This window comes from Kribbella sp. NPDC051620, assembly GCF_044453825.1.
In the GTDB taxonomy this organism is placed as follows: domain Bacteria; phylum Actinomycetota; class Actinomycetes; order Propionibacteriales; family Kribbellaceae; genus Kribbella.
The window spans coordinates 97,525-121,370 of record NZ_JBITDB010000005.1 but is presented as its reverse complement, the minus strand read 5'-3'; the positions used below and the strand labels follow the sequence as shown (position 1 = coordinate 121,370).

At 68.0% G+C, this 23,846-nt stretch carries 24 protein-coding genes; 9 read left to right on the top strand and 15 right to left on the bottom strand.

Features of this window, described 5'->3' with window-relative positions; translation table 11 throughout:
* Positions 1–2 precede the first annotated feature (2 nt).
* Positions 3–875 carry a phosphoribosylaminoimidazolesuccinocarboxamide synthase gene (locus tag ACIA12_RS25105; protein ID WP_396369523.1) on the bottom strand — a complete coding sequence of 291 codons (873 nt, stop codon included), beginning with the start codon at positions 873–875 and terminating at the stop codon, positions 3–5.
* Positions 872–2,050: an FAD-dependent monooxygenase gene (locus tag ACIA12_RS25100; RefSeq protein ID WP_396369522.1), complete on the bottom strand. Its 1,179-nt coding sequence runs from the start codon at positions 2,048–2,050 to the stop codon at positions 872–874. Before ACIA12_RS25100 ends, ACIA12_RS25105 begins: the two co-directional genes overlap by 4 nt.
* Positions 2,051–2,096: 46 nt before the next feature.
* Between ACIA12_RS25100 and ACIA12_RS25095 the strand changes: the two genes are divergently transcribed.
* Positions 2,097–2,684 (top strand): TetR/AcrR family transcriptional regulator, encoded by a 588-nt coding sequence (locus ACIA12_RS25095; RefSeq protein WP_396369521.1) that lies wholly within the window; start codon positions 2,097–2,099, stop codon positions 2,682–2,684.
* Positions 2,685–2,863: 179 nt separating this feature from the next.
* Here the strand turns inward: ACIA12_RS25095 and ACIA12_RS25090 are convergent, their stop codons facing one another.
* The 7 genes from ACIA12_RS25090 to ACIA12_RS25060 all read right to left on the bottom strand — a co-directional run bounded on the left by ACIA12_RS25090 (position 2,864) and on the right by ACIA12_RS25060 (position 10,661).
* Entirely contained in the window at positions 2,864–3,283 is a 420-nt protein-coding gene (locus ACIA12_RS25090; protein ID WP_396369520.1) for a hypothetical protein, read from the bottom strand.
* Positions 3,284–3,909: 626 nt separating this feature from the next.
* Positions 3,910–5,943, bottom strand: a complete 2,034-nt coding sequence (locus ACIA12_RS25085; RefSeq protein WP_396369519.1) for an ArnT family glycosyltransferase — start codon at positions 5,941–5,943, stop codon at positions 3,910–3,912.
* Complete coding sequence (locus tag ACIA12_RS25080; RefSeq protein ID WP_396369518.1) at positions 5,943–7,169, bottom strand: glycosyltransferase; 1,227 nt, start codon at positions 7,167–7,169, stop codon at positions 5,943–5,945. The genes ACIA12_RS25085 and ACIA12_RS25080 overlap by 1 nt, the downstream gene beginning before the upstream one ends.
* Before the next feature lie 65 nt (positions 7,170–7,234).
* Entirely contained in the window at positions 7,235–7,633 is a 399-nt protein-coding gene (locus ACIA12_RS25075; RefSeq protein ID WP_396369517.1) for a hypothetical protein, read from the bottom strand.
* A gap of 1 nt (position 7,634) precedes the next feature.
* Positions 7,635–7,991 carry a hypothetical protein gene (locus ACIA12_RS25070; protein WP_396369516.1) on the bottom strand — a complete coding sequence of 119 codons (357 nt, stop codon included), beginning with the start codon at positions 7,989–7,991 and terminating at the stop codon, positions 7,635–7,637.
* Positions 7,992–7,994: 3 nt separating this feature from the next.
* Entirely contained in the window at positions 7,995–9,440 is a 1,446-nt protein-coding gene (gene purB / locus ACIA12_RS25065; RefSeq protein WP_396369515.1) for an adenylosuccinate lyase, read from the bottom strand.
* Between the two features lie 222 nt (positions 9,441–9,662).
* The gene (locus ACIA12_RS25060; protein ID WP_396369514.1) at positions 9,663–10,661 is read right to left on the bottom strand and encodes an NAD(P)-dependent alcohol dehydrogenase; all 999 of its coding nucleotides are present in this window, start codon (positions 10,659–10,661) and stop codon (positions 9,663–9,665) included.
* A 77-nt stretch (positions 10,662–10,738) separates the two neighbouring features.
* Between ACIA12_RS25060 and ACIA12_RS25055 the strand changes: the two genes are divergently transcribed.
* Entirely contained in the window at positions 10,739–11,404 is a 666-nt protein-coding gene (locus tag ACIA12_RS25055; protein ID WP_396369513.1) for a TetR/AcrR family transcriptional regulator, read from the top strand.
* Here the strand turns inward: ACIA12_RS25055 and purD are convergent.
* A complete protein-coding gene (purD, locus tag ACIA12_RS25050; protein ID WP_396369512.1) occupies positions 11,397–12,686 on the bottom strand; it encodes a phosphoribosylamine--glycine ligase in 1,290 nt (429 codons plus the stop codon). The genes ACIA12_RS25055 and purD overlap by 8 nt on opposite strands.
* Before the next feature lie 86 nt (positions 12,687–12,772).
* On the opposite strand from purD, the gene ACIA12_RS25045 reads away from it, so the two are divergent.
* Genes ACIA12_RS25045 through ACIA12_RS25035 form a run of 3 tightly spaced genes read left to right on the top strand, consistent with a single transcriptional unit; the run spans position 12,773 to position 15,965 of the window.
* Positions 12,773–13,690 (top strand): carbohydrate ABC transporter permease, encoded by a 918-nt coding sequence (locus ACIA12_RS25045; protein ID WP_396369511.1) that lies wholly within the window; start codon positions 12,773–12,775, stop codon positions 13,688–13,690.
* Positions 13,687–14,538 carry a carbohydrate ABC transporter permease gene (locus ACIA12_RS25040; protein ID WP_396369510.1) on the top strand — a complete coding sequence of 284 codons (852 nt, stop codon included), beginning with the start codon at positions 13,687–13,689 and terminating at the stop codon, positions 14,536–14,538. Before ACIA12_RS25045 ends, ACIA12_RS25040 begins: the two co-directional genes overlap by 4 nt.
* Positions 14,539–14,555: 17 nt before the next feature.
* Positions 14,556–15,965, top strand: coding sequence for an ABC transporter substrate-binding protein (locus tag ACIA12_RS25035; RefSeq protein ID WP_396369509.1), 1,410 nt, complete (start codon positions 14,556–14,558; stop codon positions 15,963–15,965).
* Between the two features lie 451 nt (positions 15,966–16,416).
* On the opposite strand, the gene ACIA12_RS25030 is transcribed toward ACIA12_RS25035, so the two are convergent.
* Positions 16,417–17,151, bottom strand: coding sequence for a hypothetical protein (locus ACIA12_RS25030; RefSeq protein ID WP_396369508.1), 735 nt, complete (start codon positions 17,149–17,151; stop codon positions 16,417–16,419).
* A 74-nt stretch (positions 17,152–17,225) separates the two neighbouring features.
* Here ACIA12_RS25030 and ACIA12_RS25025 point away from each other — a divergent pair, with 74 nt between their 5' ends.
* The 3 genes from ACIA12_RS25025 (at position 17,226) to ACIA12_RS25015 (ending at position 19,235) form a co-directional block, all read left to right on the top strand.
* Positions 17,226–18,095, top strand: a complete 870-nt coding sequence (locus ACIA12_RS25025) for an alpha/beta fold hydrolase (protein WP_396369507.1) — start codon at positions 17,226–17,228, stop codon at positions 18,093–18,095.
* A gap of 35 nt (positions 18,096–18,130) precedes the next feature.
* Positions 18,131–18,502 carry an FKBP-type peptidyl-prolyl cis-trans isomerase gene (locus tag ACIA12_RS25020; protein ID WP_396369506.1) on the top strand — a complete coding sequence of 124 codons (372 nt, stop codon included), beginning with the start codon at positions 18,131–18,133 and terminating at the stop codon, positions 18,500–18,502.
* 115 nt (positions 18,503–18,617) lie between these two features.
* Positions 18,618–19,235 (top strand): hypothetical protein, encoded by a 618-nt coding sequence (locus ACIA12_RS25015; RefSeq protein WP_396369505.1) that lies wholly within the window; start codon positions 18,618–18,620, stop codon positions 19,233–19,235.
* On the opposite strand, the gene ACIA12_RS25010 is transcribed toward ACIA12_RS25015, so the two are convergent.
* Genes ACIA12_RS25010 through ACIA12_RS25000 form a run of 3 tightly spaced genes read right to left on the bottom strand, consistent with a single transcriptional unit; the run spans position 19,232 to position 22,369 of the window.
* Positions 19,232–20,218, bottom strand: a complete 987-nt coding sequence (locus ACIA12_RS25010; RefSeq protein WP_396369504.1) for an ATP-binding cassette domain-containing protein — start codon at positions 20,216–20,218, stop codon at positions 19,232–19,234. The two genes, ACIA12_RS25015 and ACIA12_RS25010, sit on opposite strands and share 4 nt — an antisense overlap.
* A gap of 1 nt (position 20,219) precedes the next feature.
* The gene (locus tag ACIA12_RS25005; protein WP_396369503.1) at positions 20,220–21,272 is read right to left on the bottom strand and encodes a FecCD family ABC transporter permease; all 1,053 of its coding nucleotides are present in this window, start codon (positions 21,270–21,272) and stop codon (positions 20,220–20,222) included.
* Positions 21,272–22,369 carry a FecCD family ABC transporter permease gene (locus ACIA12_RS25000; RefSeq protein ID WP_396369502.1) on the bottom strand — a complete coding sequence of 366 codons (1,098 nt, stop codon included), beginning with the start codon at positions 22,367–22,369 and terminating at the stop codon, positions 21,272–21,274. The genes ACIA12_RS25005 and ACIA12_RS25000 overlap by 1 nt, the downstream gene beginning before the upstream one ends.
* A gap of 121 nt (positions 22,370–22,490) precedes the next feature.
* On the opposite strand from ACIA12_RS25000, the gene ACIA12_RS24995 reads away from it, so the two are divergent.
* Positions 22,491–23,327: a siderophore-interacting protein gene (locus tag ACIA12_RS24995; protein WP_396369501.1), complete on the top strand. Its 837-nt coding sequence runs from the start codon at positions 22,491–22,493 to the stop codon at positions 23,325–23,327.
* A gap of 85 nt (positions 23,328–23,412) precedes the next feature.
* On the opposite strand, the gene ACIA12_RS24990 is transcribed toward ACIA12_RS24995, so the two are convergent.
* A complete protein-coding gene (locus ACIA12_RS24990; protein ID WP_396369500.1) occupies positions 23,413–23,829 on the bottom strand; it encodes a hypothetical protein in 417 nt (138 codons plus the stop codon).
* Between the last annotated feature and the right edge of the window lie 17 nt (positions 23,830–23,846).

Here is a 23,846-nt window from a genome sequence, read left to right as displayed (position 1 = left end):
TCTCAGCTGAACTTCTGGCCGGTGAGGCTCTCGTAGGCGTCGACGTACGCCGACCGCGTCCGCTCGATCACCTCGGCCGACAACGGCGGCGGCGCCTCGCCCGAGTGCCGGTCCCAGCCGGAGTCGAACTGCAGCCAGTCGCGCACGATCTGCTTGTCGTACGACGGCTGCTGCTTGCCCGGAGCCCACTCGGCGGCCGGCCAGAACCGGCTGGAGTCCGGCGTGAGCACCTCGTCGGCGAGCACGATCGTGCCGTCCGCGCGGGTGCCGAACTCGAACTTGGTGTCGGCCAGGATGATTCCGCGCTGCTCGGCGGTCGCATGCGCCTGCGAGTAGATGTCGAGCGTGAGCTTGCGCAACGCCTCGGCCAGCTCGGCGCCGACGGTCGCCACGACCGCGTCGTACGAGACGTTCTCGTCGTGTTCGCCGATGTCGGCCTTGGTGGCGGGGGTGAAGATCGGCTCGTCGAGGCGGGACCCCTCGACCAGTCCGGCGCGCAGCGGGATGCCGCAGACCTCGCCGGTCGCGTTGTAGTCCAGCAGGCCGGAGCCGCTCAGGTAGCCGCGGGCGACGCACTCGACCGGCAGCATCTCCAGCTTCTCGCAGATCACCGCACGGCCCGCGACCTCGGCCGGCACGTCGGTGGAGATGATGTGGTTCGGCACGTCGAGCTGCTCGAACCACCACAGGCTCATCGCGGTCAGCACCTTGCCCTTGTCCGGGATCGGCGTGTCCAGGATCCAGTCGAACGCGCTCATCCGATCGCTGGCGACCATCAGCAGGTGGCCCGATTCCAGCTCGTACAGATCCCGGACCTTGCCGGAGTGGAGATGTTTGGCACCGGGGATCTCGACAGCCTGCGGAGGGGTGATCACACGCGTGATTGTTCCACCCGCTTGCGTTTGGCGAGTAATCCGGCCGCTTTGCCGCCTGCCGCAAGGACGGCGTCACGGAGTGTGCAAGCCAGTTTGCTGTCCAGTTGACCGAGTACTCCGATCTGGCGCGAGCGCTTGACCAGCTTGGTCGTCGCGGGGCGGCGCTCGGCGTCGTACGCGCTCAGGTCGTCGCCTGCGCGGAGTACGCGGGCGAGCGCGCCGGCATCCTCGATCGCTGAGCAAGCGCCGCGCCCCATGTTGGGTGTCATCGCGTGGGCCGCGTCGCCGAGCAGGAGCACGCGGCCGTGGACGAACGGGAGCAGTGGGGTCTGCAGGTCGTAGATGTCGTTGCGCAGCACAGCCGGGGTCGCTGCGAGCAGCGCAGGAATGGGCTCGTGCCAGTCGGCGAACAGCGCCCGCACATCGTCATCCGGACCGCCTGGTTCGCGATTGACCGCCGAGTACCAGTAGATCCGCCCGTCGATCATCTTCGCGAACCCGAATCGTTGCCCACGGCCCCAAGTCTCACCACCACTGTCCTCGACCTCCAGCTCGGCAATCCCCCGGTACGCCGTATAGCCCGAGTACCGAGGCCCCTTGTACCCCGGTGCCAGCAACCCGCGAACAACCGACCGAATCCCATCAGCCCCCACCACCAACTCAGCCCGGTACTCCGCACTACCCGACCCCACCCCTCCCGCCCCCGCTGCGCCTGGCTCCACCCGACCCAGTCCCGCGCCGTCCGCCCCAGCACCGGCCAGCCTGGCGCCGGTTGCCGTGACGGTGACGCCGTCTGCGTCTTGCGTGAGGCCGGTGACGGTTGTGCCGGTGTGGATGGTGACGGCTGGGCCGAGCCGATCGGTGATCAGTTGGTGTAGCTGCGTGCGATGCAGCATCACCGGCAACTCGATCCCGAGCTCCGCCGCCTCGACGATCCACCGCCCGTCCCACCGCCGCATCCCGGCCGCCTCCCCCAGCCGCGCGGCCTTCGCGATCCCCTCCACACCGAGCTCCTCGAGCACCGCCGCGGCCCCCGGCCAGACGGAGATGCCCGCGCCGACCTCCCCCAGCTCCGCCGCCCGCTCCAGCACCGTGACCTGCCAGCCGCACTGCTCCAGCGCGACGGCCGCCGTCACCCCACCGATCCCCGCTCCCACCACGATCGCTGTCCTCATAGTCATCACTCTACATCTGTAGAGTGCGGATGAGTAGAGTAGGCGCGTGACGAAAAAGGTGCCGCTCGGCGAGGACCGCCGAGCCGCCATCGCTGACGCGGCCATCCAACTCGTGGCAACCCGAGGCCTGCGCGGCCTCACCCACCGCGCGGTAGACGAGGAAGCCGGCCTCCCCCCGGGCTCCACCTCGTACTACCTGCGCACCCGCGGCGCCCTACTAACCGCCTGCGTAAACCGCATGCTCGAGCGAGACCTGGCCCGCAGCTCAATGGGGCCACCCCCCACTGACTTGGATCTGGAAGAACTACTGGTCCGCATGGTCGTTGACCTGGCTCGCGACCGCCCCCACGACCTCATCGCTCGCTATGAGCTATCCCTGGAAGCGAGTCGGCAACCAGAGCTGCGCGACGCGATCATCCAGGGCGGCCGACTCCTCCGCGAAGGACTCGCGGATCTACTCGCCGCACTGGCCGTACCACACGCCGACACCGTCGCCTGGCCGGTCGCCGCGATGATGGACGGCCTGCTGTACGACCGCGTCGCAGGCACCGGGACAACCCTGTCGGACGAGGCCTTCGAGAACTCGGTACGGCAGAGCCTGGCGGCCCTACTGACAGGGCTGCGCCACGAGTAGTACGGCGAACTACTGACATCAACTCTAAATTGGGAGTCGCTTCCTTATTTAGCGCCTGAGGCCATCGGTGGTGGAGTCAGTCACCGAGCGTCGGCTGGTACTGGTTGCCGGGTACGTCGATGACCGGCTGAGGCTGCTGCCTTCGTAGGCGCCGGCGCTTGGGGCGGCTGCTCCTGGGGTCAGAGGCGGTCGGTGAAGGTGACGAAGGTGAAGTACGCGCTGCCGACGACCATGCCGAGATGACCGAGCAAGGAGAGGCCGGCGCCGCTGCCCCAGGCGTCGGTCGCCTTCTCCCGCGCGTGTTTGCTCGCGCTCGGCAGCCAGCGGGCCAGCAGCAACAATCCGACCAGGGAGAGCAGGTACCAGCCGGCCAGCGCGCCGATCGCGATCTCCTTGCGCCCGGTGACCATGGCGACGATCCAGGCGATCAGCGTCAGCACGCCGACGGTCGTATGCACTTTGACGAAGGCGGCCGAGAAGCTCGCCACACCGCTGGAGCGCGACGTGCCCTCGGGATCACCGCCCAGCCGGACACGCGTCAGCAGCACGACAACCGCCCCGAGCGCGGTCAGGAACCAGGTGACGTTCGACCATTCCACGCCCGATCATTACCCCGCAATTCACTCGAACGAACGCTTGAGCGTGTCGTCCGTATCCTGAGACACGAACGACACGCTCAAAAGACCACTCGACTAACTGGTCCGGGTCTGCCCCGGCACGGTGCTCTGACCCTGCCCAGGCACAGTCCCCTGCTGACCCCGCCCCGGTACGGTCCCCTGCCCCGGCACCTGTCCTTGCTGCCCCGGGAACTGCCGGAACCCACCGCCGGGCCCGACCTGCGTAGGCGTAGTCCCACTGGACCCACCCCAGGCATGCCCCACAGCCGTCCCACCCAGAAACGCCAGCACCGCCAACACCGACCCAGCTCCCGCCAGCACCAGTCCACTAGGCCGACTACCACCGGCCTTCGCCTGCACCTGCTCCGGCGCAACACCGCCCTGCCCATCCCCCGGCACCCCCGGACCCTGCAGCCCCGGCCCACCCGAACCCGGCCTGCCCGGACCCTGCAGCCCCGGTCCACCCGGACCCTGCACTTCCGGTCCGCGCGGACCCGCTGGGCCAGCTGGCGGCTGGGGGGCTGCGCCGCCGGGGTGGACGGAGCCTGCCACCCAGGAAGGGACCGGGCTGTTGGGGTTGGTTGTTTCTGGCATTTGCTTGCTCCCGTTCAGTTGCTGGTGAGGTCGTAGACGGTGGTGGTGCCTACGGTCTGGGCGGTGTAGTTCTGGGCTACCCACGTACTGATCTCGCTCGAGGTGCCACCGCGCCCGCCGCCGAAACCGCCGCCGGAGCTGCCGACGAAGTAGTGGACCTTGCCCTGGGCAACCAACTGCTGGAACTCGGTCAGCGACGGCGCCGGATCGGTTCCGTTGAAGCCGCCGATCGACATGATCGGGACCTCGGCCGCGATCTGCAGCGGAGCCGCTGCATTCGAGGTGACCGCCGCAGCCGCCCATGTGTATCCGCTGGCACCCTGCTGCAACAGCGAGACCAGTTCACTGGACACTCCACTGATCCCGCCACCACCAAGGAAGCCACCTAGCCCACCGCCACCTCGACCAGGCCCAGTCGGCGCAGCCTGCCCCGTCGCGCCCTGCCCAGGAGCGCCTTGACCAGTGGTGCCCTGGCCGGCCTGGCCGGGCGGCATTCCCATCCGGCCGCCGCCGAAGCCAGCCCGGCCACCAGCGGCACCGGCTGGTCCGGCAGAAGGGAGTGCGCCGGCGTGTGCGGTGCTGATCGTCTGTACCGAGTACGCCGCCGGCCCAGCCAGCGCCGTCAACGCGAGCAGCGTCGCCGCGAACAACCCAGTACGCCGTACCGCCGCCCGATGCAGCGTCAACTCCGGCAGTACCAGCACCAACCCAGCAGCCATCACGCCGATGATCAACACCGTCCACCGCAACCACGGCTGCCATGTCGGCGTCGCGTTCAGCAGCGAGAAGCTCCACCCGGCGGTCAGCAACGCACCACCCGCCAGCGCCGCCCGCGCCAGCCACTCACCACGCCGTCGCCACAACACCATCGCCGCCGCGCCAACCAGCGCACCGATGGCCGGCGCCAGCGCGATCATGTAGTAGCTGTGGATGATCCCCTGCATGAAGCTGAACACCAGCCCGGTCACCACCAGCCAGCCGCCCCACAGAACCGCGAAGGCCCGAGTTCTGTCAGTCCGCGCAGACTTGCCGGCAGCAACAATCAGTACGACCATCGAGAGCAAAGCAGCCGGCAGCAACCAAGAGATCTGACTCGCGAACTCACCACCGAACAACCGCTGCACCCCGGTCGCGCCACCCCATCCAGGGTTGCCGACTCCACCACCGACCGACCCGGTCTCATTACCCGTCAGCCGACCGAGCCCGTTGTAGCCAAGGGTCAACTCCAGAATGCTGTTGGTAGACGACCCACCGATGTACGGCCGCGCCGACGCCGGGATCAACTCCACGATCGCGATCCACCAGCCCGCGCTGACGATCAGTGCACCGAGCGCGACCAGGCTGTGCACCAACCGCTTCCCGAGCGCCGGCTTGCCCGCGATCAGATACGCCAGCCCGAACGCCGGCAGCACCAGAAATGCCTGAAGCATCTTCGTCAGGAACCCGAAGCCGACCAGCGCGCCGGCCAGCGCCATCCACCGCCACGCATACCTCGATGAGTCGATCGCCCGGGTCACCGCCCAAGCGCCCATCACCAGCAGCAGAATCAGCAACGCGTCCGGGTTGTTGAACCGGAACATCAGCACCGCCACCGGCGTCAGCGCCAGCACGGCACCCGCGAGCAACCCGGCATTGGCCGAGAACCAGCGGCGTACCGAGACATAGACGAACCCAACGCTCGCCACACCCATCAGCGCTTGCGGGATGAGCATGCTCCAGACACCGAACCCGAAGATCCGCCCGGACAGTCCCATCACCCACAGCGACGCCGGTGGCTTGTCCACGGTGATGAAGCTGGACGAGTCGAACGCCCCGAAGAACCAGGCCTTCCAGCTCGTCGAGCCCGCCTGCACGGCGGCCGCGTAGAACTCGTTCGCGTAGCCGTTCTTCGAAAGGCCCCACAGGTACGCGATCGCAGTCAGTACCAGCAGCCCGCCGAACAGCGCCTTGTCGCGGCTGATCGAGTACGCCGTGACGCGCGCCTCCGATCGGCCGCGTTCGGAGGCGCGCGACGGCGCCGCTGTCGTCGGTTCGGTCAGGGTGCTCATCAATTGCTCCGGGTGCTGTCGAGAACCGCCGGGGGTTCGAGAGTGGGGAAGGTGGGCGCCTCGTCGTCGAAGACCCAACCCTGGAAGAGGCTGAAGCGGACCACCGTCGCTGCCAGGTTGGCGGCCGTCAGAACGACGATCTCGACGCCGTGCGCCGGTACTGCGACCGCCGTGTGCAACAGCCACAGCGCGGAAGCGGTCAGCGCCCAGCCGATGCCGAACGTGACGAGTCCGCGCAGTTGGTGCTTCGTGCGGTTCTCCACACCCCGTACGCCGAACGTGACGCGGCGGTTGAGGGCGGTGTTGCCGACGGCGGTGATCAGCAGGGCGAGCACGTTCGCCACCTGGGCCGGCATCGCGTGCCGTAAGGCCAAGTACAGAAGGATGTACGCGAGCGTACTGACCACGCTGACCCCGGCGAAGCGCAGTACGCGGGCAGCCAGCGCCGTCCGTGGATCGGCGACCGGTGGGCGACCGAAGGCCTGCCGCACCGGCTCCAACGGGGTCCGGCCGAGGTTCCTGCTCAGCCGGGCAATCCCGCGCAGATCCTCGAGGACGGTCTTGGCGATCGCGACCCGCGAGTCCAGATCGTCGACCCAGTCGACCGGTACTTCGTGGATCCGCAAACCGGCCCGCTCGGCAAGTACCAGCAGCTCTGTGTCGAAGAACCAGCTCGTGTCCTCCACCAGCGGCAGCAGCTCGACGGCGACGTCGCGGCGGATCGCCTTGAACCCGCACTGCGCGTCCGAGAACCGAGTACCTAAAGTTGCCCGTAGCAACAGATTGTACCCGCGCGAGATCGCCTCCCGCTTGGGTCGCCGAACCACCCGCGACCCGCGCGCCAGCCGCGACCCGATCGCCACGTCACTGTGCCCCGCGAGCAGCGGCGCCACCAGCGGAAGCAATGCGTTGAGATTGGTCGAGAGGTCGACGTCCATGTAGGCAAGGACTTCCGCCGTACTGGACGACCACACCTGCTTCAGCGCACGACCGCGACCCGGCTCCTCGATCCGGACGATCCGGACCCCCGGCAGCTCGGTCGCCAGCAGCGCCCCGATCTCCCAGGTTGCGTCGGTACTGCCGTTGTCGGCGATGCAGACCTCGGCCGGAAACGGGAACGCACTGTCCAGGAACGCGCGCAGCCGCCGGATATTGGGACCGAGGTCGTACTCCTCATTGCGAACGGGTACGACGATCTCGACCCGAGGATGACCTGATGTCTGCATGTCACCGATGCTGTCCGGTGAACCTTAGCCACTCCCTGCGCCCTGCTGGGAGTTCCCTGGCAGAGTCAGCCGCGAGCGGTACGACGCAGCCAGAGCAGCCCGAGGATGGGCAGGACCAGCGGGACGTAGCCGTAGCCCTGGCCGAAATGGGACCAGACGGTGGCGTCGGGGAAGTCCTCGGGAGTGGTGTAGCTGAAGGCGCCGATGCCGACGACTCCGATCAGCTCGATCACGATCGCCACCGTGGCGACCTTGCGGGAGACGATGGTTGCCTTGGCCAACGCGAAGGTGGCGGCGCAGTAGATGACGGCGGCAACGGCTGAGAGCACGTAGGCGACCGGGGCGTCGGAGAACTGGGTGGCGATCTGTACGACGGCCCGCCCCGTCGCCGACAACGCGAAGAGACCGTAGACGGCGATCAGGATGCGGCCCGGACCGTGCCGGGTCGCCGATGCGTCCGCCACGTCAGACCGCCCACAGATCATGCAGCCGCAACTCGAGCACCGGGATCACGATGCATGCGATCGCCAACGCGCCCGCACCCCAGCGACTACTCTCGGCCAGCGCCCACAGCGCGCCGATCGGGAGAATCAGCAGCGAGCCGATCAGATAACCGACGAAGAACGGCACGGACACATCGCGATCCGTGCCGACGAGCTGGACGATCCCCACCACCAACTGGCCCAGCAGCAAGACCTCGACCACGCCGGTCAGGCCGAGCAACGGCCAGTTGATCCGGCGATCCAGCCCGGCCACCGACAGCGCGAAGATCGTCGCGGCAAAGGACAGGGCCACCAGGACCCAGGTGAGCGGTTCGTACACGGACTAGAGGATGTCACCCGGCGTATAGGCGGCGGCTTCGGGGTAGCGCTTGGCCAGTGCGTCGATGGTGGCGACGACCGAGTTGACCTGGGCGACAGCCGCTCCGGTGAAGGACAGCGGCTCGCCGACGATGCCGACGATCTGCTCCTCGGTCAGCCCGAGCCGGCCGTCCGCACCGAGCCGGTGGAACAGGTCGTTCGCCGGAGTCCCCTTGCGCAGGTCGAGCGCCATCGCGACGGCGTGCTCCTTGATCACCTCGTGCGCGGTCTCCCGGCCGACCCCGTTCTTGACGGCGGCCATCAGCACCTTCGTGGTGGTGAGGAAGGGCAGGTACCGCTCCAGCTCACGGGCCACGACCGCCGGGTACACCCCGAATTCGTCCAGCACCGTCAGGAACGTCTCGAACAACCCGTCCAGCGCGAAGAACGCGTCGGGCAGGGCGACCCGGCGTACGACGGAGCAGAAGACGTCGCCCTCGTTCCACTGGTTGCCGGCCAGCTCGCCGGTCATCGACGCGTACCCGCGCAGGATGACGGCCAGCCCGTTGACCCGCTCACACGACCGCGTGTTCATCTTGTGCGGCATGGCAGACGACCCGACCTGGCCCTCCTTGAAGCCCTCGGTGACGAGCTCGTGCCCGGCCATCAGCCGGATCGTCGTCGCCAGGCTGGACGGCCCCGCGGCGAGCTGGACGAGCGCCGAGACGACGTCGTAGTCGAGCGATCGCGGGTAGACCTGGCCAACGCTGGTCAGCACCCGGCGGAAGCCCAGGTGCTGGGCGACCTCCGACTCCAGTCCGGCGAGCAGCTTCTCCTGGCCGTTGAACAGGTCGAGCATGTCCTGCGAAGTACCTACCGGGCCCTTGATGCCGCGCAGCGGGTACCGATCGATCAGGTCCTCGAGCCGGGCGATCGCGACCAGCAGCTCGTCGGCCGCCGAGGCGAACCGCTTGCCGAGCGTCGTCGCCTGGGCCGCGACGTTGTGCGAGCGGCCGGTCATCACCAGCGCCGCGTGGTCGGCCGCCTTCTGGCCGAGCTGTACGACGGTCGCCACCGCGCGATCGCGGACCAGCTCGAGGCCGGCCCGGATCTGCAGTTGCTCGACGTTCTCGGTCAGGTCCCGGCTCGTCATGCCCTTGTGCACGTGCTCGTGCCCGGCGAGCGCGTTGAACTCCTCGATCCGCGCCTTCACGTCGTGCCGGGTGACCCGCTCCCGCGCCGCGATCGACTCCAGGTCGACCTGGTCGATCACCCTGCGGTAGTCCTCGATCACCCCGTCCGGCACGTCGACGCCGAACTCCTTCTGCGCCCCGAGCACGGCCAGCCACAGCTGCCGCTCCAGGACGATCTTGTGCTCCGGTGACCACAGCTCCGCCATCGACGGGCTGGCGTAACGCGCAGCAAGAACGTTCGGGATCCGGGGCTTACCAGTAGTCGGCACGTACCCCATTCTCTCCCAGACCGCCCCGTACGCCGATTCCGCCGTCCACAGCTCAGCGCCAGAGCCAGCGGAAGTGCTCGTCGAGGGGCTCGCGTGGGGTGGGGCCGGCGGGGGGCGGTGGAACGGCCGGGTGGGAATCGCTCGGGGCGACCTCTTCCACGGCCAGCATTGTCGGCATACCCAGTACATGTCCTGGGAGGCCCGAAAAGTTGTCTCTGGTAAAAACTTTCTTTAGCTGGCTTCTCTCCGGAGATCAGTAACGGCGACCGCGAGCTTGCCGCTGACCATGCCGTCGGCGAGATCGACGAGAGCCTGCTGCACTCCCTCCAGCGGCACCACGCTGTCGATGCTCGGCAGCACCTTGCCCGCTTCGACCAGCTCCGCGAGAACCTCGAGATCCGCCGCGTTCTCTTTCGCCAGCAGGCCGGTCAGCCGTTGCCGGACGAACAGGGACAGGAGTTGCGCCCGGAGCTGCCGATCGGTCCCGCCCGAGATGGGATCACCGCCCTCGCCGCCCGCGATGACAACCGTCCCGGTCCTGGCGAGTGCCCGGCGCAGCCGCTTCAGCGACGGGGTGCCCGCCAGGTCGATGATCAGGTCGTAGTGGTGGGCGCCGTCCGCGAAGTCCTCCTGGGTGTAGTCGAGGACATGATCGGCCCCGAGCTTCCGCACCAGCGCGAGTTTCGGAGTACTGGCTGTGCCGGTGACCTCGGCGCCGAAGGCCTTGGCGAGCTGGACCGCATACGAGCCGACGCCACCGGATGCGCCCGTGATCAGCACCTTCTGGCCGGCTTGGACCTTGCCCGCACGGAGTGCTTGCAGCGCAGTACTAGCGGAGATCCCGAGCACCGCGGCTTCGGTGAAGCTCAGCGCGGCCGGCTTGACGGCCAACTTGTCGATGCGCGCGACGGCGTACTGGGCGAAGCTTCCCTCGCCGATGCCGAACACTTCGTCGCCCTCGGCGAACTTGGTCACCCCTTCGCCGAGGGCGACGACGCGACCTGCGAGCTCCCGCCCGAGTACGGGGTTCCTCGGCCGGCGCACGCCGAAGACGAGGCGGAGAAGGTACGGCTTGCCGGTCATCAAGTGCCAGGCGCCCCGGTCGAGCCCCGCGGCCTCGACCTGCACCAGCACCTCCCCCGCCTTCGGCACGGGCCGAGGGACCTCGGCAACCCGGAGGACCTCGGCCGTGCCGTAGCTGTCCCGTACGACTGCGCGCATCTTCGCCATCTTCTTCCCCACCCTTGGTTTCGTACTAAGTACGGCGAGCGTAGCGTACTTAGTACGAAACTGCTATCGTCCAGTCGATGCCACGTTCACAAGGGACCGCGGAGCGCCCTCAACTCAGCCGCGAGCGGGTACTGCGAGCAGCCGTGGCAGTCGCCGACGGCGGCGGACTGGGCGGGCTGACGATCCGGTCGCTGGCGACGCAGCTCGATGTGAAGCCGATGTCGGTCTACTACTACGTCGCGAACAAGAACGAGATCCTCGACGGGATCGTCGACCTGGTCTTCAGCGAGATCGACCTGCCGACGCCCGGTGGTGACTGGCGGGCGGAGATCAGCAAGCGGGCGCACTCGGCCCGGGCGGTGTTGCGGCGGCATCCGTGGGCGATCGCGTTGATGGAGTCGCGGACCAGCCCGGGTCCGGCGACATTGCGGCATCACGACGCGAACGTGGGGACGTTGCGCGCGGCCGGGTTCTCGGTGGCGATGACGGCGCACGCCTATGCCTTGCTCGACGCGTTCGTGTACGGCTTCGCGGTACAGGAGGCGTCGTTGCCGTTCGAGGGCTCCGAGGGCGCTGCCGAGGTGGCCGGGGCGATGATGGAGCAGTTCAGCTCAGGGCAGTATCCGCACCTGACCGAGCTGGCGGTGGATCACGTCCTCCAGCCCGGCTACACCTTCGGCGACGAGTTCGGCTTCGGTCTCGACCTGATCCTCGACGGACTCGCCCGGTACTTGACTAGCTGACCGGCTCGAGCTGGATCTCGCCGCGGGCCGCCTTGAGGGCGATGTCGGTACGGTGCTGCGAACCCTTGATCAGGATCTGGCCGACGCCCGCGTAAGCGCGCTGGCGGGCCTCGTCGAGATCCTTGCCGGTAGCGCTGACCGCGAGGACCCGGCCGCCGGCGGTGACCACCTCGCCGTTCTCGATCGTCGTACCGGCGTGGAAGACACGGACGCCACCGGCCTCGGCCTGGTCGATGCCGCTGATCACGTCACCGCTGCGGGGCTTGGCCGGATACTTCTTGGCCGCGACGACGACCGCCACCGAGGCACCCGACTTCCAGCGCAGCGACTCGACGTCGGCCAGCTTGCCGGTCGCAGCGGCGTACAGGAGTCCGCCGAGCGGGGTCTGCAGCAACGGGAGCAGGGCCTGCGTCTCCGGGTCGCCGAAGCGGGCGTTGAACTCGATCACCCGGACGCCACGAGACGTCAGCGCGAGTCCGGCGTACAGGAGTCCGCTGAACGGGGTGCCGCGACGACGGAGCTCGTCGATCGTCGGCTGGAGCACCTTGTCGGTGATCTCCTCGACCAGGCCCTCCGGTGCCCAGGGCAACGGGGTGTACGCGCCCATGCCGCCGGTGTTGGGGCCTTCGTCGTTGTCCGCAAGGCGTTTGAAGTCCTGGGCCGGCTGCATCGGCAGTACGGTGACGCCGTCGGTGATCGCGAACAGCGAGACCTCGGGTCCGTCGAGGAACTCCTCGATCAGCACCTGGTCGCAACCGGCCGCGTGCTCGAGCGCCTCGGCGCGGTCGGACGTGACCACGACACCCTTGCCGGCGGCAAGCGCGTCGTCCTTGACCACGTACGGGGGGCCGAAGGCATCGATCGCCTCGGCGGCCTGCTCCGGCGTCGTACAGACGTAGGCCCGGCCGGTCGGCACGCTCGCCGCGGCCATCACGTCCTTGGCGAAAGCCTTCGATCCCTCGATCTGGGCCGCGTCCTTCGACGGTCCGAAGACGGCGATCCCGGCCGCGCGCAGCGGATCGGCCAGCCCGGCGACCAGCGGCGCCTCAGGCCCGACGACGACCAGGTCGGAACCCAGCTCGGTGGCCAGCGCGACGACCGCATCGTGGTCCGAGATGTCCACCGGACGGCAGACGATCGTTTGCCCGTCGTACGCCGGCTGCAAGGCGTCGATGCCAGGGTTACCCGGGGCCGCGACCACCTGCTCGACCTCGGGATCCCGGCTCAGCGCCCAGACGAGTGCATGTTCACGGCCGCCAGAGCCGATTACTAGAACCTTCACGAGCCACGAGCCTAGTGCACTTACGCGTGTGCTTGTTTTGCGCGGCCTGGGCGAGTGCAAGACTGCGCGTGACTGGAGGTATTCGCTTGACTACGAAATCCATGATGGCCCGCCCCGGCCGCCGGCCGACACCGGCTTCGCTGGCGTCCTGGCTGCTGCTGTTGCCGTGTGTGGTGATCTTCGCCCTGTTCATCGTCTGGCCGCTCGGCAAGTCCGTCTCGCTGTCGCTGCACGGGTCCGACCTGTTCGGCCGGCCGGACGCCTACGTCGGGCTGCAGCACTACCGGGACATGCTCGGCAGCTCCGAGTTCCGCCACATCCTGTGGGTCACCTTCGCGTTCGTGCTGCTGACGGTGATACCCGGCGTACTGGGTGGGCTCGCGATCGTGCTGCTGCTCGAACAGCACATCAAGGGGATCCGGATCTTCCGGACCGCCTTCGCGCTGCCGTTCGCGTTCTCGGTGGCCAGCGCGTCGGTGATCTTCGCGACCATCTACAACCCGGCGATCGGGCTGGCCAACGGCATCCTCGGCAAGTTCGGGGTCGACCGGATCGGCTGGCTGACCGACCCGTCGTGGGCGCTGGTCAGCGTCGCGATCACGACCGTGTGGATGAGCATCGGCTACAACGTGCTCGTACTGTCGGCGGGGATCGGCGCGATTCCCACCGAGATCAACGAGGCGGCCACGCTGGACGGCGCCGGCGGCTGGCGGGCGGCCCGGTTCATCACTGTGCCGATGCTCGGCCCGCAGCTGTTCTTCCTGGTGGTGATCTCGACGATCCAGTCGCTGCAGGGGTTCGGGCAGATCAAGATCCTCACTCCTGAGGGCGGCCCCGAGCAGTCGACCAAGACGCTCGTCTACTCGATCTACCACACCGCTTTCGCCAACAACGCCAGCGATTTCGGCGCCGCGTCGGCGCAGGCGATCGTGCTCTTGGTGATCCTGCTGGCGTGCACCGCGATCCAGTTCGGCGTACTCGAGAGGCGGGTGCACTACAAGTGAGGCAACTGACCGTCGGCCGGGTGATCACCTACGCCGTCCTGATCGTGGCCGCGCTCGCGGTGATCTTCCCGGTGTACTACGTGATCGCCGGCTCGATCATGTCGCCCGGCCAGATCTCGTCGTACCCGCCGGACCTGTTCCCGCACGGGCTGTTCACCGGCAACTACAAGGGCGCCGGCTCGTCCGGTACGCCGATCGGCCGGCAGTACCTGAACTCGATCCTGCAGACCTCGATCATCACGGTGGCCCAGCTCGTCACCAGCGTGCTCGCGGCGTACGCGTTCGTCTTCATGAAGATGTGGGGCCGGACCGTCCTGTTCGGGCTGTTCCTCGGCACCCTGATGGTGCCGTGGGAGTCGATCGTGCTGCCGAACTACCTGACCATCACCGGCTGGTCGATCGGCGGCGAGCGGCTTACCGCGTCGTACGCCGGAACGATGCTGGCCCTGGTACTGCCGTTCCTGGCGAACGCGTTCGGGGTGTTCCTGCTGCGGCAGTCGTTCCTGCAGTTCCCGACCGAACTGCGCGACGCGGCCACCATCGACGGCTGCGGGCACTGGCGGTTCATGCGCCGGATCCTGATCCCGCTGAACAAACCGGCGCTGATGGCGGTCGGGCTGTACGTCTTCCTGGCCGCCTGGAACCAGTTCTTCTGGCCGCTGCTGATCGGCGACTCGGCCTCACGGCGCACGTTGCAGATCGGCATCAGTCAACTCAACGACGCCGAGGCGGCCGATCCCGGGCTGATCCTGGCCGGAGTCACCCTGTCCATCCTTCCCACCCTGGCCATCGTGATCTTCGGCCAGCGCTTCATCGTCCGCGGCCTGACCGCGGGCGCGATCCGATGACAAGAAAGGCAAGTGCGATGCGATCTGTCCGACAACGGCGTACGGCGGCCGCTTTCTCCCTGCTCGCGGTGCTCGCCCTGGTGGCGACCGGTTGCGGCGGCAGCTCCTCCGACTCCGGCTCCTCCAGCGGTGCCCAGGAGGCTCCCGGCGCGGACGCGCTGGACAAGGCGTCCGGCGTCACCAAGGTGACGTTCTGGCACGGCATGAAGGGCGCCAACGGCGAGGCCGTCGACAAGCTGGTGAAGGCCTTCAACGCGGCCAACGCCGGCAAGATCGAGGTCACCGCGGTGTACCAGGGCGACTACGACGACACGATCACGAAGTACAAGACGTCCGTCCAGCAGGGCAGCACGCCGTCGGTGGTGCAGATCTACGACATCGGCTCGCGGTTCATGATCGACTCCAAGCAGACCGTGCCGACGCAGAGCTTCGCCGACAAGGACGGCTACTCGCTCAGCTCGATCGAGCCGAACATCGCGAACTACTACTCGATCGACGGCAAGCTCAACTCGATGCCGTTCAACACCTCGATGCCGTTGCTGTACATCAACAAGGAAGCCTTCGTGAAGGCCGGCCTCGACCCGCTGAAGCCGCCGACCAACCTCGACGAGATCATGGAAGCGGCCAAGAAGCTCACCGTCAAGCAGGGTGGCAAGACGGTCCAGTACGGCTTCAACGCAGCGATCTACGGCTGGTTCCTTGAGCAGCTGATCGCGCAGTCGGGCACGCAGTACTGCGACAATGACAACGGCCGCAAGGACCTGGCGACGCAGGTGAACTTCGCCGACGCCGAAGGCGTGAAGGTCGCGACCTGGTACCAGCAGATGGTCAAGCAAGGCCTGATGCCGAACACGGGCAAGAAGACCGACGACGCCCAGGCCGTCTTCAAGTCCGGTACGTCCGCGATGCACCTGGAGTCGACCGGCTCACTGCGCGGCTACCTGGACGCGGCCAAGGGCAAGTTCACCGTCCTGACGGCGCCCTTCCCGAAGCTGTCGGCCGACAGCACCGGCGGCCCGATCATCGGCGGCGCGTCGTTGTGGGTCGACGGTGTCGGCCACTCGGACGCGGAGAAGCGCGCATCCTGGGAGTTCGTGAAGTTCGCGTCGTCCCCGGAGCAGCAGGCCGCCTGGCACACCGGCACCGGCTACTTCCCGATCAACTCCAAGGCCCTCGACCTTCCGGCCGACAAGGCCTGGGTGGCGCAGTACCCGCAGTTCACCACCGCCATCACCCAACTCCACAACACCAAGCCCTCGAACGCCTCGTCGGGCTGCATCCTCGGCGTAATGCCCCAAGCCCGCAAAGCCGCCGAAGACGGCCTCGAAAAGTCAGTACTAGGCACCGACCCCGCCAAGGCGATGAAGGACGCCGCCGACTCCATCAAGCCCCAAATCGACCAGTACAACAAGACGGTCAAGAAGTAGTTGTAGTCGAGCGGCCGGGTCCCCCGGCCGCTCGAGTACTCCCCACGCGCCCTCCACTTCCGCTCCTCCGTCGCTCCAATTCCGGGACGCTCCCGCCCACCCCGTCTTTGAGTGCACGCTGACGCGCGAGATGCGCTGACGCGCGAGATGCGCTGCGCGCGTACCGATGGGCGACCGTCTGGCGTCGCCGGGAAATTAGCTGGCTCCGCCCTGTCGCGTCCAGCGGTCTCAGGACCTCAGCCTCCTGCCAAGGCGGTCGGGCAGGAGGCTGAGGATTCCGCCCGATCGAGGCGAGGTTGCTGGGACATGGTCGGATCGCCAGGCCATCAATCGCCTGGTCGGTGAGGTCTGGCTTGGCGTGTCCGGGTGGCTGGTGGGGTGTTTGATGGGCTGGCGCTCCAGACGGCGCCGGTGGTCGCGACGCGATCCACAACCTTCTGGTTGGGTCCGATCAGTAGTGCCAGTAGTACCTGGCTTCGGCGTTCCAAGGGACGGGGACTGTGGTGTGGTTGGTGAAGGCTGGACCTTTGCCTCGGGCTAGTTCCAGGGTGCGGGAGAGCTGTAGGGAGTAGGCGTGGTGGTTGTCGTCCCACCATTGTTCGAACTGGGTGATGCAGGTCTGGCCGGTGAAGTAGGCGTTGGAGCAGGGGTGTGGGGGGAGCCACTTTTGGAGGTGGCGGAAGTTGACTGTGGTGGAGTTGTTGGGGGGTTTGATGGTGCCGACGGCGTCGAGGCAGTAGCCGGTGGTGGGGATGGTCCATCGGACGTAGTGCTGGCGGCCGCCGGCGGATGGCAGCGGTTGCATGCCGGTGCAGGTGGCGGGGCCGATTTTCTCGGTGGTTACTCGTTGGATCTGGGTGAGGGGGCGGCCGGCGCCGTCGTTGTAGCCGTCTAGGAGGAGCCAGTCGCCGGAGCGGATGAAGTGTTCGGCGGACTTGGGCGGCCACGCCTTGGGGTCGCCCCAGGAGATGTCCGAGGTGGTCGCGCTCAAGGGGGTCCAGGCCCATTGGCCCGCGGCAGTGCCGCCTGCCCAGTACTGGCCGGCGGACTTTTCGAACATGAGTGAGTACTGGCCGTAGTTCTCCCCAGCCAGTGGCGCCGCGTCTGAAGGGCGTGCCACGGAGACACCTGTTGCCGCGGCAACAATCGCCGCCGCGCCGAGCAGGACCACGAGTTTCTTCCGCATGGGTCTGGACGCTAGCCCTGGAAGGGTGCAGGGGGTTTAGTGTGCAGCCAACGAGACCGACCTGAGGAGTTGTCATGCCGGACCCCGTCACCCACACCCTCGCCGTACCGGGCGCGATTCTCACGTACGACGTCCGCGGCGACCTCACCGATCGCGAACAGCCGGTACTGCTGATGATCGGCTGTCCGATGGGCGCTAGCGGCTTCCCGACCCTGACGTCGTACTTCACCGACCGGACCGTGGTGACGTACGACCCGCGCGGCGTCGAGCGCAGCGCCCGCACCGACGGCAGTGGCGAGCTCTCCCCCGACGACCACGCCGCAGACCTGGCAGCGCTGATCGAGGCCCTCGACGCCGGACCGGTCGACCTGTTCGCGAGCAGTGGCGGAGCGGTCAACGCATTGGGCCTGCTGGCTCAACGGCCCGAACTGATCAACACCCTGGTCGCGCACGAGCCACCCCTGGCGGCGATCCTCACCGACAGCGAAGCAGCGCTCAAGGCCACCGAGGACATCTACCAGACCTACCAGCGCGACGGCATGGGGCCGGCGATGGCGAAGTTCATCGCGATCGTCGGCTACGAGGGCGAGATCCCGGCCGACTACACCGAGCAGCCCGCGCCCGACCCTGCGATGTTCGGGTTGCCGGCCGAGGACGACGGCTCCCGCGACGACGCGTTGATCGGACAGAACCTGCGCGGCTGTACGTCGTACCAGCCGAACTTCGACGCCCTCGGCAAGGCCGCGGGCAAGCTAGTCGTCGGCATCGGCGAGGAGTCGGCCAACCAGCTCGCCGCCCGCGGCGGGAAGGCGGTTGCCGAGCGGCTTGACCTGACCCCGCTGGTGTTCCCGAGCAACCACGGCGGCTTCCTCGGCGACGAGTACGGGATGCCCGGCCAGCCGGCCGAGTTCGCGGCGCGCCTGCACGAAGTACTGGCCCGCTGATCGATCCCTGCCGGCCCATCTGGTTAGCTGGAGACATGACTGACAAGCCTGAGATCGACTTTCCGGATGGCCCGCCGCCGGCGGATCTGGAGATCACCGACATCACCGAGGGCGACGGCGACGAGGCCAAGGCCGGTTCCCGCGTCAACGTGCACTACGTAGGGGTCGCCCACTCGACCGGCGAGGAGTTCGACGCCTCGTACAACCGGGGCGCGCCGCTGGCCTTCCAGCTCGGCGTCGGCCAGGTCATCCAGGGCTGGGACACCGGCGTCCAGGGCATGAAGGTGGGCGGCCGGCGCAAGCTCGTCATCCCGCCGCACCTGGGGTACGGCGACCGCGGCGCGGGCAGCGCGATCAAGCCCGGCGAGACGCTGATCTTCGTGGTCGACCTGATCAGCGTGAGCTGATTCGTTCTCCGCAGTAACCTTCTGGCCCCCGGTTGCGTCACAATGACGCGATCGGGGGCCTTTTCAGGTAGTACTACGCATCCGCGCGGCCGCCCCCAGCGGGTTGACTGGAGGCATGACGACGATGGTTGCCACCACCGCTCCGGTACGGACCAAGGCCGACTGGACGAAGTACGCCGCCCTGCTGGCCAAGGTCGCGCTGTTCGCCTTGTTGCTGACAGCAATCATCTGGCCGGATCTCAGCGGCATCAAGGGCAAAGCCTCCGGCGCGCGGCTGGTCGTCTATCCGCTCGGCGCGCTGGTACTTCCGCTGTGGTGGTTCGCGTACGGCCGGTCGAAAAGCAAGCTGCACAAGGCGTTCCCGTGGCATGCCGACCTGCTGATCACGCTGCCCTGGCTGGTCGACCTGCTTGGTAACCGGCTCAACCTGTTCGACACCATCAACTGGTGGGACGACGCGATGCACTTCATCCTGTGGGGACTGCTCACGGCCGGCGCGCTGACCGCCTTCGCCCCGCGCGAGCTCACCCGTGGCCTGACCACCTTCGTTGCCCTCGGCTTCGGCGCCACCGCCGCGGTGATCTGGGAGCTCGGCGAGTACGTCGCCTTCGTCCGCCACTCCCCCGAACTGCAAACCGCCTACACCGACACCCTCGGCGACCTGACCCTCGGCACCCTGGGCGCCCTCCTGGCCGGCCTGATCATCTACCAGGTACGCCGCAAGACCGCCTAGCGGTCGGTTGGGCGGCAGATGCCGCTTGCCGCGGCGGAGGCGGCGAGCGCCTTCGCGGCCGGGTTGTCCGCGGTCGCGAGGGAGCCGCCCGCTGCAGGTTGGCCGCCGGCCGACGGGTGGTCGGTGGCAGCGGGCTGGTCGGTGGTGGCGGGGTGGTCGGTGGCCGCGGGCTGGTCGGTGCGGGTGGTGTGGCGGCCGATGGGGACGACCATCGGGGTGCCGGCGACCGGGTCGGGGATTACCTTGACCGCCAGGCCGAAGACGTCCTGGACGACCGCCTCGGTGATCACCTCACTCGGGTTGCCTTCGGCAACAATTGCGCCGTCCTTCATCGCGATCAAGTGGTCGCCGAACCGGCAGGCCTGGTTGAGATCGTGCAGGACGAGCACGATGGTCCGCTGATCGCGCTTGTTCAGGTCGACCAGCAGATCCAGTACTTCGAACTGATGTGTCAGGTCCAGGAACGTCGTCGGCTCATCGAGCAGCAGGATGTCCGTCTCCTGCGCGAGCGCCATCGCGATCCAGACCCGCTGCCGCTGCCCACCCGACAGCTCGTCGATCGGGCGGTCGGCGATCTCGAGCACATCGGTCGACGTCATCGCGTCGGCGATCGCCTCGTCGTCGCCCTTGGTCCACTGCCGGATCCAGCCCTGTCGCGGGTACCGCCCGCGGCCGACCAGATCGGCGACGGTGATCCCCTCCGGCGCGGTCGGTGACTGCGGCAACAACCCGAGCTTCAGCGCGACGGCCCGGGTCGGGATCGACTGGATGCTCTTGCCGTCCAGCAGGACGGTGCCACGGCTCGGCTTGAGCAGCCGGGCCAGCGTCTTCAGCAGCGTCGACTTGCCACACGCGTTCGCGCCGACGATCACGCTGATCTTGCCGGTCGGGATCCGCACCGACAGGTCGTGGATGATCTCGCGCTGGTCGTAGCCGACGGCGAGGTGCTCGGCCGAGAGGCTGTGTTCCACGTGCGTCTCCATGTCAGCCACCACTTCCGATCCGGTTCGTCCGGGCCAAGAGGAACATCAGGTACGGCGCGCCGATCACCCCGGTGATGACACCGACCGGCAACTGGGTATGGCCCAGCGCGTGCTGTGCGACCAGGTCCGACAACGCGATCACCAGTGCCCCGATCAGCGCCGATGCCACCAGCGCCGGCCCCGGCGAGCGGGTCAGCCAGCGAGCGATCGGCGGCGCGACGAAGGCGACGAATCCGATCGGTCCGGCTGCCGCCGTCGCGACCGCGGCCAGCAGGACGGCGACCACGATCAGTCCCAGCCGGGCGCTCTCGACCCGCAGCCCCAGCCCGTACGCCGTCTCGTCGCCGAGCTGCAGGATGCGCAACTGGTGCACCAGGATCATCGTCACCGGCGCGGCCAGTACCAGCATGATCGCCATCGTGCGGACGTGCGACCAGTCCCGCCCGTTCAGGCTGCCGGTCAGCCAGATGAACGCCTGCTGGGCGATCTCGACCCGGGCTTTGGTCAGCAGGTACGACGTGACGCTGGTGGCGATCGCGCCGATCCCGATCCCGACCAGGATCAGCCGGTAGCTCGACACCCCGCGCCGCCAGGCGAGCAGGTACATGGTGAGCGCGGTGACCAGCGCCCCGAAGATCGCGAAGCCGGCCACTGCCCAGCCGGTCAGGCTGAGGGTGACGATCGCGAAGACCGCGAAGGCGCTCGCGCCGTACGTGACGCCGATGATGTCCGGGCTCGCCAGCGGGTTGCGGGCGATGCTCTGGAAGATCGCGCCGGAGATGCCGAGCGCCGCGCCGACCAGGATCGCGGTCAGCGCGCGCGGCAGCCGGAGCTGGTTGACGATGAACTCGGTCGCCTTGTCGCCGCCTCCGAAGAGCGTCTTGACGACGTCGACGACGGGGATCCTGTAGTCACCGAGCGACAGCGAGACGCAGAAGATGACGAAGACGATGACGGCGAGCACGACGACCACGGCCAGGTTGCGGGCCTGCCGGAGGGCGCGGGCCCGGGCGATGATCTGGGCGGGCGAGTGCTCCACGGTGATACCGGCCATCAGAGGTCGGCCAGCTTCCGGCGGCGTACCAGCGCGATGAAGAACGGTGCGCCGATCACCGCGGTGACGATGCCGACCTGGAGCTCGCCGGGCTGGGCGACGACCCGGCCGATCACGTCCGAGCCGAGCAGCAGGATCGGGGCGAGCAGCATCGAGTACGGCAGGATCCAGCGGTAGTCCGGGCCGGTCACCAGGCGGGCGATGTGCGGGATGGTCAGGCCGATGAAACCGATCGGTCCCGCGGCCGCCGTCGCCGCGCCACAGAGCAGTACGACGGTGATCGCGGTGAAGATCCGGGCCAGACCGACCCGCTGGCCGAGTGAGCGGGCCACGTCGTCGCCGAGGGAGAGGGCGTTGAGGACCCGGCCGGAGACCAGCGCGAGGACGATACCGATCAGGATGAAGGGCGCGACCTGGCCGGCGATGTCCGAACCGCGACCGGCCAGCGAACCGACCGCCCAGAACCGGAACTGGTCGAAGGTGTCGACGTCGCCGATCAGCAGCGCGGTGGTGAGCGAGCCCAGCATCGCGGTCAGCGCTGCGCCGGCCAGGGCGAGCTTGACCGGGGTGGCCCCTTCTCGTCCGAGGGAGCCGAGCAGATAGACCGCGACGGAGGCGGCGGCCGCACCGGCGAAGGCGAGCCAGACGTACGCCGTCAGCGAGGTCAGCCCGAACCAATAGATGCCCGCGACAACAAAAAGGGCGGCGCCGCCGTTGACGCCGAGGATGCCCGGGTCGGCGAGCGGGTTCCGGGTCACGCCCTGCATCAGGGCACCGGACAGGCCGAGCGCCGCGCCGACCATGAGGCCGATCGCCGTCCTGGGCATCCGCAGCGACCGGATGATCACGTGATCGGTGTTGCCGGCGTCGTAGTGGCGCAGCGCGTCGATCACGGTCGACAGCGGGATCTGCTTCGAGCCGACCGCGATGCTGAGCAGGGTGACCAGGACCAACAGTGCGACGCAGATGACCAGCCCGACGATCAGCGTCGTACGCCGGGCGCGCGGCCGCCGCTGACCGCCTGCCGCACCGCTCGCCGCACGGCCGACGGAGACCGTGTCGGTGGCGACCGTGTCATTTGCTGCAGGCGGGGGCATTGGACTTTGGGATCCTCTTAGGTAAGGCTAACCTCTAGTTGCTTCACTCTAACCCGGCTCGCTCCTGGGTCGCACCTGAACTCCTACTTTGTCACTACTTTCCCCTGACGGAGACACTGGCATGACGACAGTGCTCGAGCGCCCGATCGACTTCCAGGCGGTGCTGGCCACCGTGGCGGCGGTCGACGACCTCAGCCCGCACCTGCGCCGGGTGACCTTCGTGGCCCCGCGGATCGCGGACGTGATCACGGCCGGCCCCGACCAGCGCATCAAGGTGCTGCTCTCCCCGCCCGATGGCGGCGAACTGCGGCTGCCCGCCGGCGACGACTGGTACGCCGAGTGGTGCGCGCAGCCCGCCGACGAGCGCTTCATCATGCGGACGTACACCGTGCGGGCGCTCCGTCCCGAGGTGCGCGAGCTCGACATCGAGTTCGTGCTGCATGGCGTGAACGGCCCGGCGTCGGCCTGGGTCAGCTCAGTCTCCGTCGGAGCCGAGATCGGCTTGATCCTGCCCTTCTCCGTTGACACCACGAGCATCAAGGGCCTGCTGATGTCCGGCGTCGACTACGTGCCTCCGGCAACAAGCGTGAGCCGGGTGCTCGTCGCCGACGAAACCGCATTGCCTGCCCTAGCGGGCATCCTGGAGCAGCTGCCGACCGACGTACGGGCGACTGTCTTCGTCGAGGTCCCCGACATCCGCGACATCCGTGCCCTCCCGAGCCCCGGCCGCGTCGACATCACCTGGCTCCCGCACACCGGCGGCCCCACCGACGGACCGAAGTCGTTGCCCGAGGCCCTCAAGTCCGCCACCCTCCCCTTCGACCTCGACTACGCCTGGGTGGCCGGCGAATCCAGCATGATCAAACAAGTCCGCCGCCACCTGGTCAACACGGTCAGCCTCCCCAAACCCGCCATCTCCTTCCAGGGCTACTGGAAACGCGGCGAACCCCAGATCTGACAGCCCCACGCAGCAGCTGACTCAGGCTGCCGACTTGCCCAAGCCACCCACTCCTGCGTCGGGGCTCGGGGCTGCGCTGGCCGGGTCAGCGCTCCAAGACGCGATGGCGCCACCAGCCGTCGGCGTACGGGCCGTAGCCGCGTTGCCTGAACGGATCCGGCACTGTCCGACGGAGGAAATCGTCGTCGAGCGGCGAGAGGATCCGCTTCAACTCATCCCTTGCGGGTGGCGGCAATGCCAGCAGCGCCGCTTGCAGGTCGTCGCGCGCTTCCAGCGGATCACAGAACGGGCAGTCGATCGCATCCGCGTGAAGCCACCGACCCGGCTGGCGCAAGAAGCTGCGGTAGGCGCGTAGAGCGTCGGCGACGCCCCCGGCCCACAGGCGGCGCTGCTCGAAGCGAGCGATAGCCACGTTCGTCTTGGCGGACAAGCCCTTGATCGGGCGATGGAGCTCCACGGCTGCCTGGTCGGCGCGTACGGCGCCGGGGCGTCTACGCGGCATTGGCCTTTCGGTAGCTG

Bases quoted from the DNA above. Each gene is read 5' to 3' on its own strand.
- ACIA12_RS25100 (WP_396369522.1), bottom strand. From the start codon at position 2,050: ATGAGGACAGCGATCGTGGTGGGAGCGGGGATCGGTGGGGTGACGGCG.
- ACIA12_RS25085 (WP_396369519.1), bottom strand. From the start codon at position 5,943: ATGAGCACCCTGACCGAACCGACGACAGCGGCGCCGTCGCGCGCCTCC.
- ACIA12_RS25080 (WP_396369518.1), bottom strand. From the start codon at position 7,169: ATGCAGACATCAGGTCATCCTCGGGTCGAGATCGTCGTACCCGTTCGC.
- purB (WP_396369515.1), bottom strand. From the start codon at position 9,440: ATGGGGTACGTGCCGACTACTGGTAAGCCCCGGATCCCGAACGTTCTT.
- ACIA12_RS25060 (WP_396369514.1), bottom strand. From the start codon at position 10,661: ATGGCGAAGATGCGCGCAGTCGTACGGGACAGCTACGGCACGGCCGAG.
- ACIA12_RS25055 (WP_396369513.1), top strand. From the start codon at position 10,739: ATGCCACGTTCACAAGGGACCGCGGAGCGCCCTCAACTCAGCCGCGAG.
- ACIA12_RS25035 (WP_396369509.1), top strand. From the start codon at position 14,556: ATGCGATCTGTCCGACAACGGCGTACGGCGGCCGCTTTCTCCCTGCTC.
- ACIA12_RS25030 (WP_396369508.1), bottom strand. From the start codon at position 17,151: ATGCGGAAGAAACTCGTGGTCCTGCTCGGCGCGGCGGCGATTGTTGCC.
- ACIA12_RS25025 (WP_396369507.1), top strand. From the start codon at position 17,226: ATGCCGGACCCCGTCACCCACACCCTCGCCGTACCGGGCGCGATTCTC.
- ACIA12_RS25020 (WP_396369506.1), top strand. From the start codon at position 18,131: ATGACTGACAAGCCTGAGATCGACTTTCCGGATGGCCCGCCGCCGGCG.
- ACIA12_RS25015 (WP_396369505.1), top strand. From the start codon at position 18,618: ATGACGACGATGGTTGCCACCACCGCTCCGGTACGGACCAAGGCCGAC.
- ACIA12_RS25010 (WP_396369504.1), bottom strand. From the start codon at position 20,218: ATGGAGACGCACGTGGAACACAGCCTCTCGGCCGAGCACCTCGCCGTC.
- ACIA12_RS25005 (WP_396369503.1), bottom strand. From the start codon at position 21,272: ATGGCCGGTATCACCGTGGAGCACTCGCCCGCCCAGATCATCGCCCGG.
- ACIA12_RS25000 (WP_396369502.1), bottom strand. From the start codon at position 22,369: ATGCCCCCGCCTGCAGCAAATGACACGGTCGCCACCGACACGGTCTCC.
- ACIA12_RS24995 (WP_396369501.1), top strand. From the start codon at position 22,491: ATGACGACAGTGCTCGAGCGCCCGATCGACTTCCAGGCGGTGCTGGCC.
- ACIA12_RS24990 (WP_396369500.1), bottom strand. From the start codon at position 23,829: ATGCCGCGTAGACGCCCCGGCGCCGTACGCGCCGACCAGGCAGCCGTG.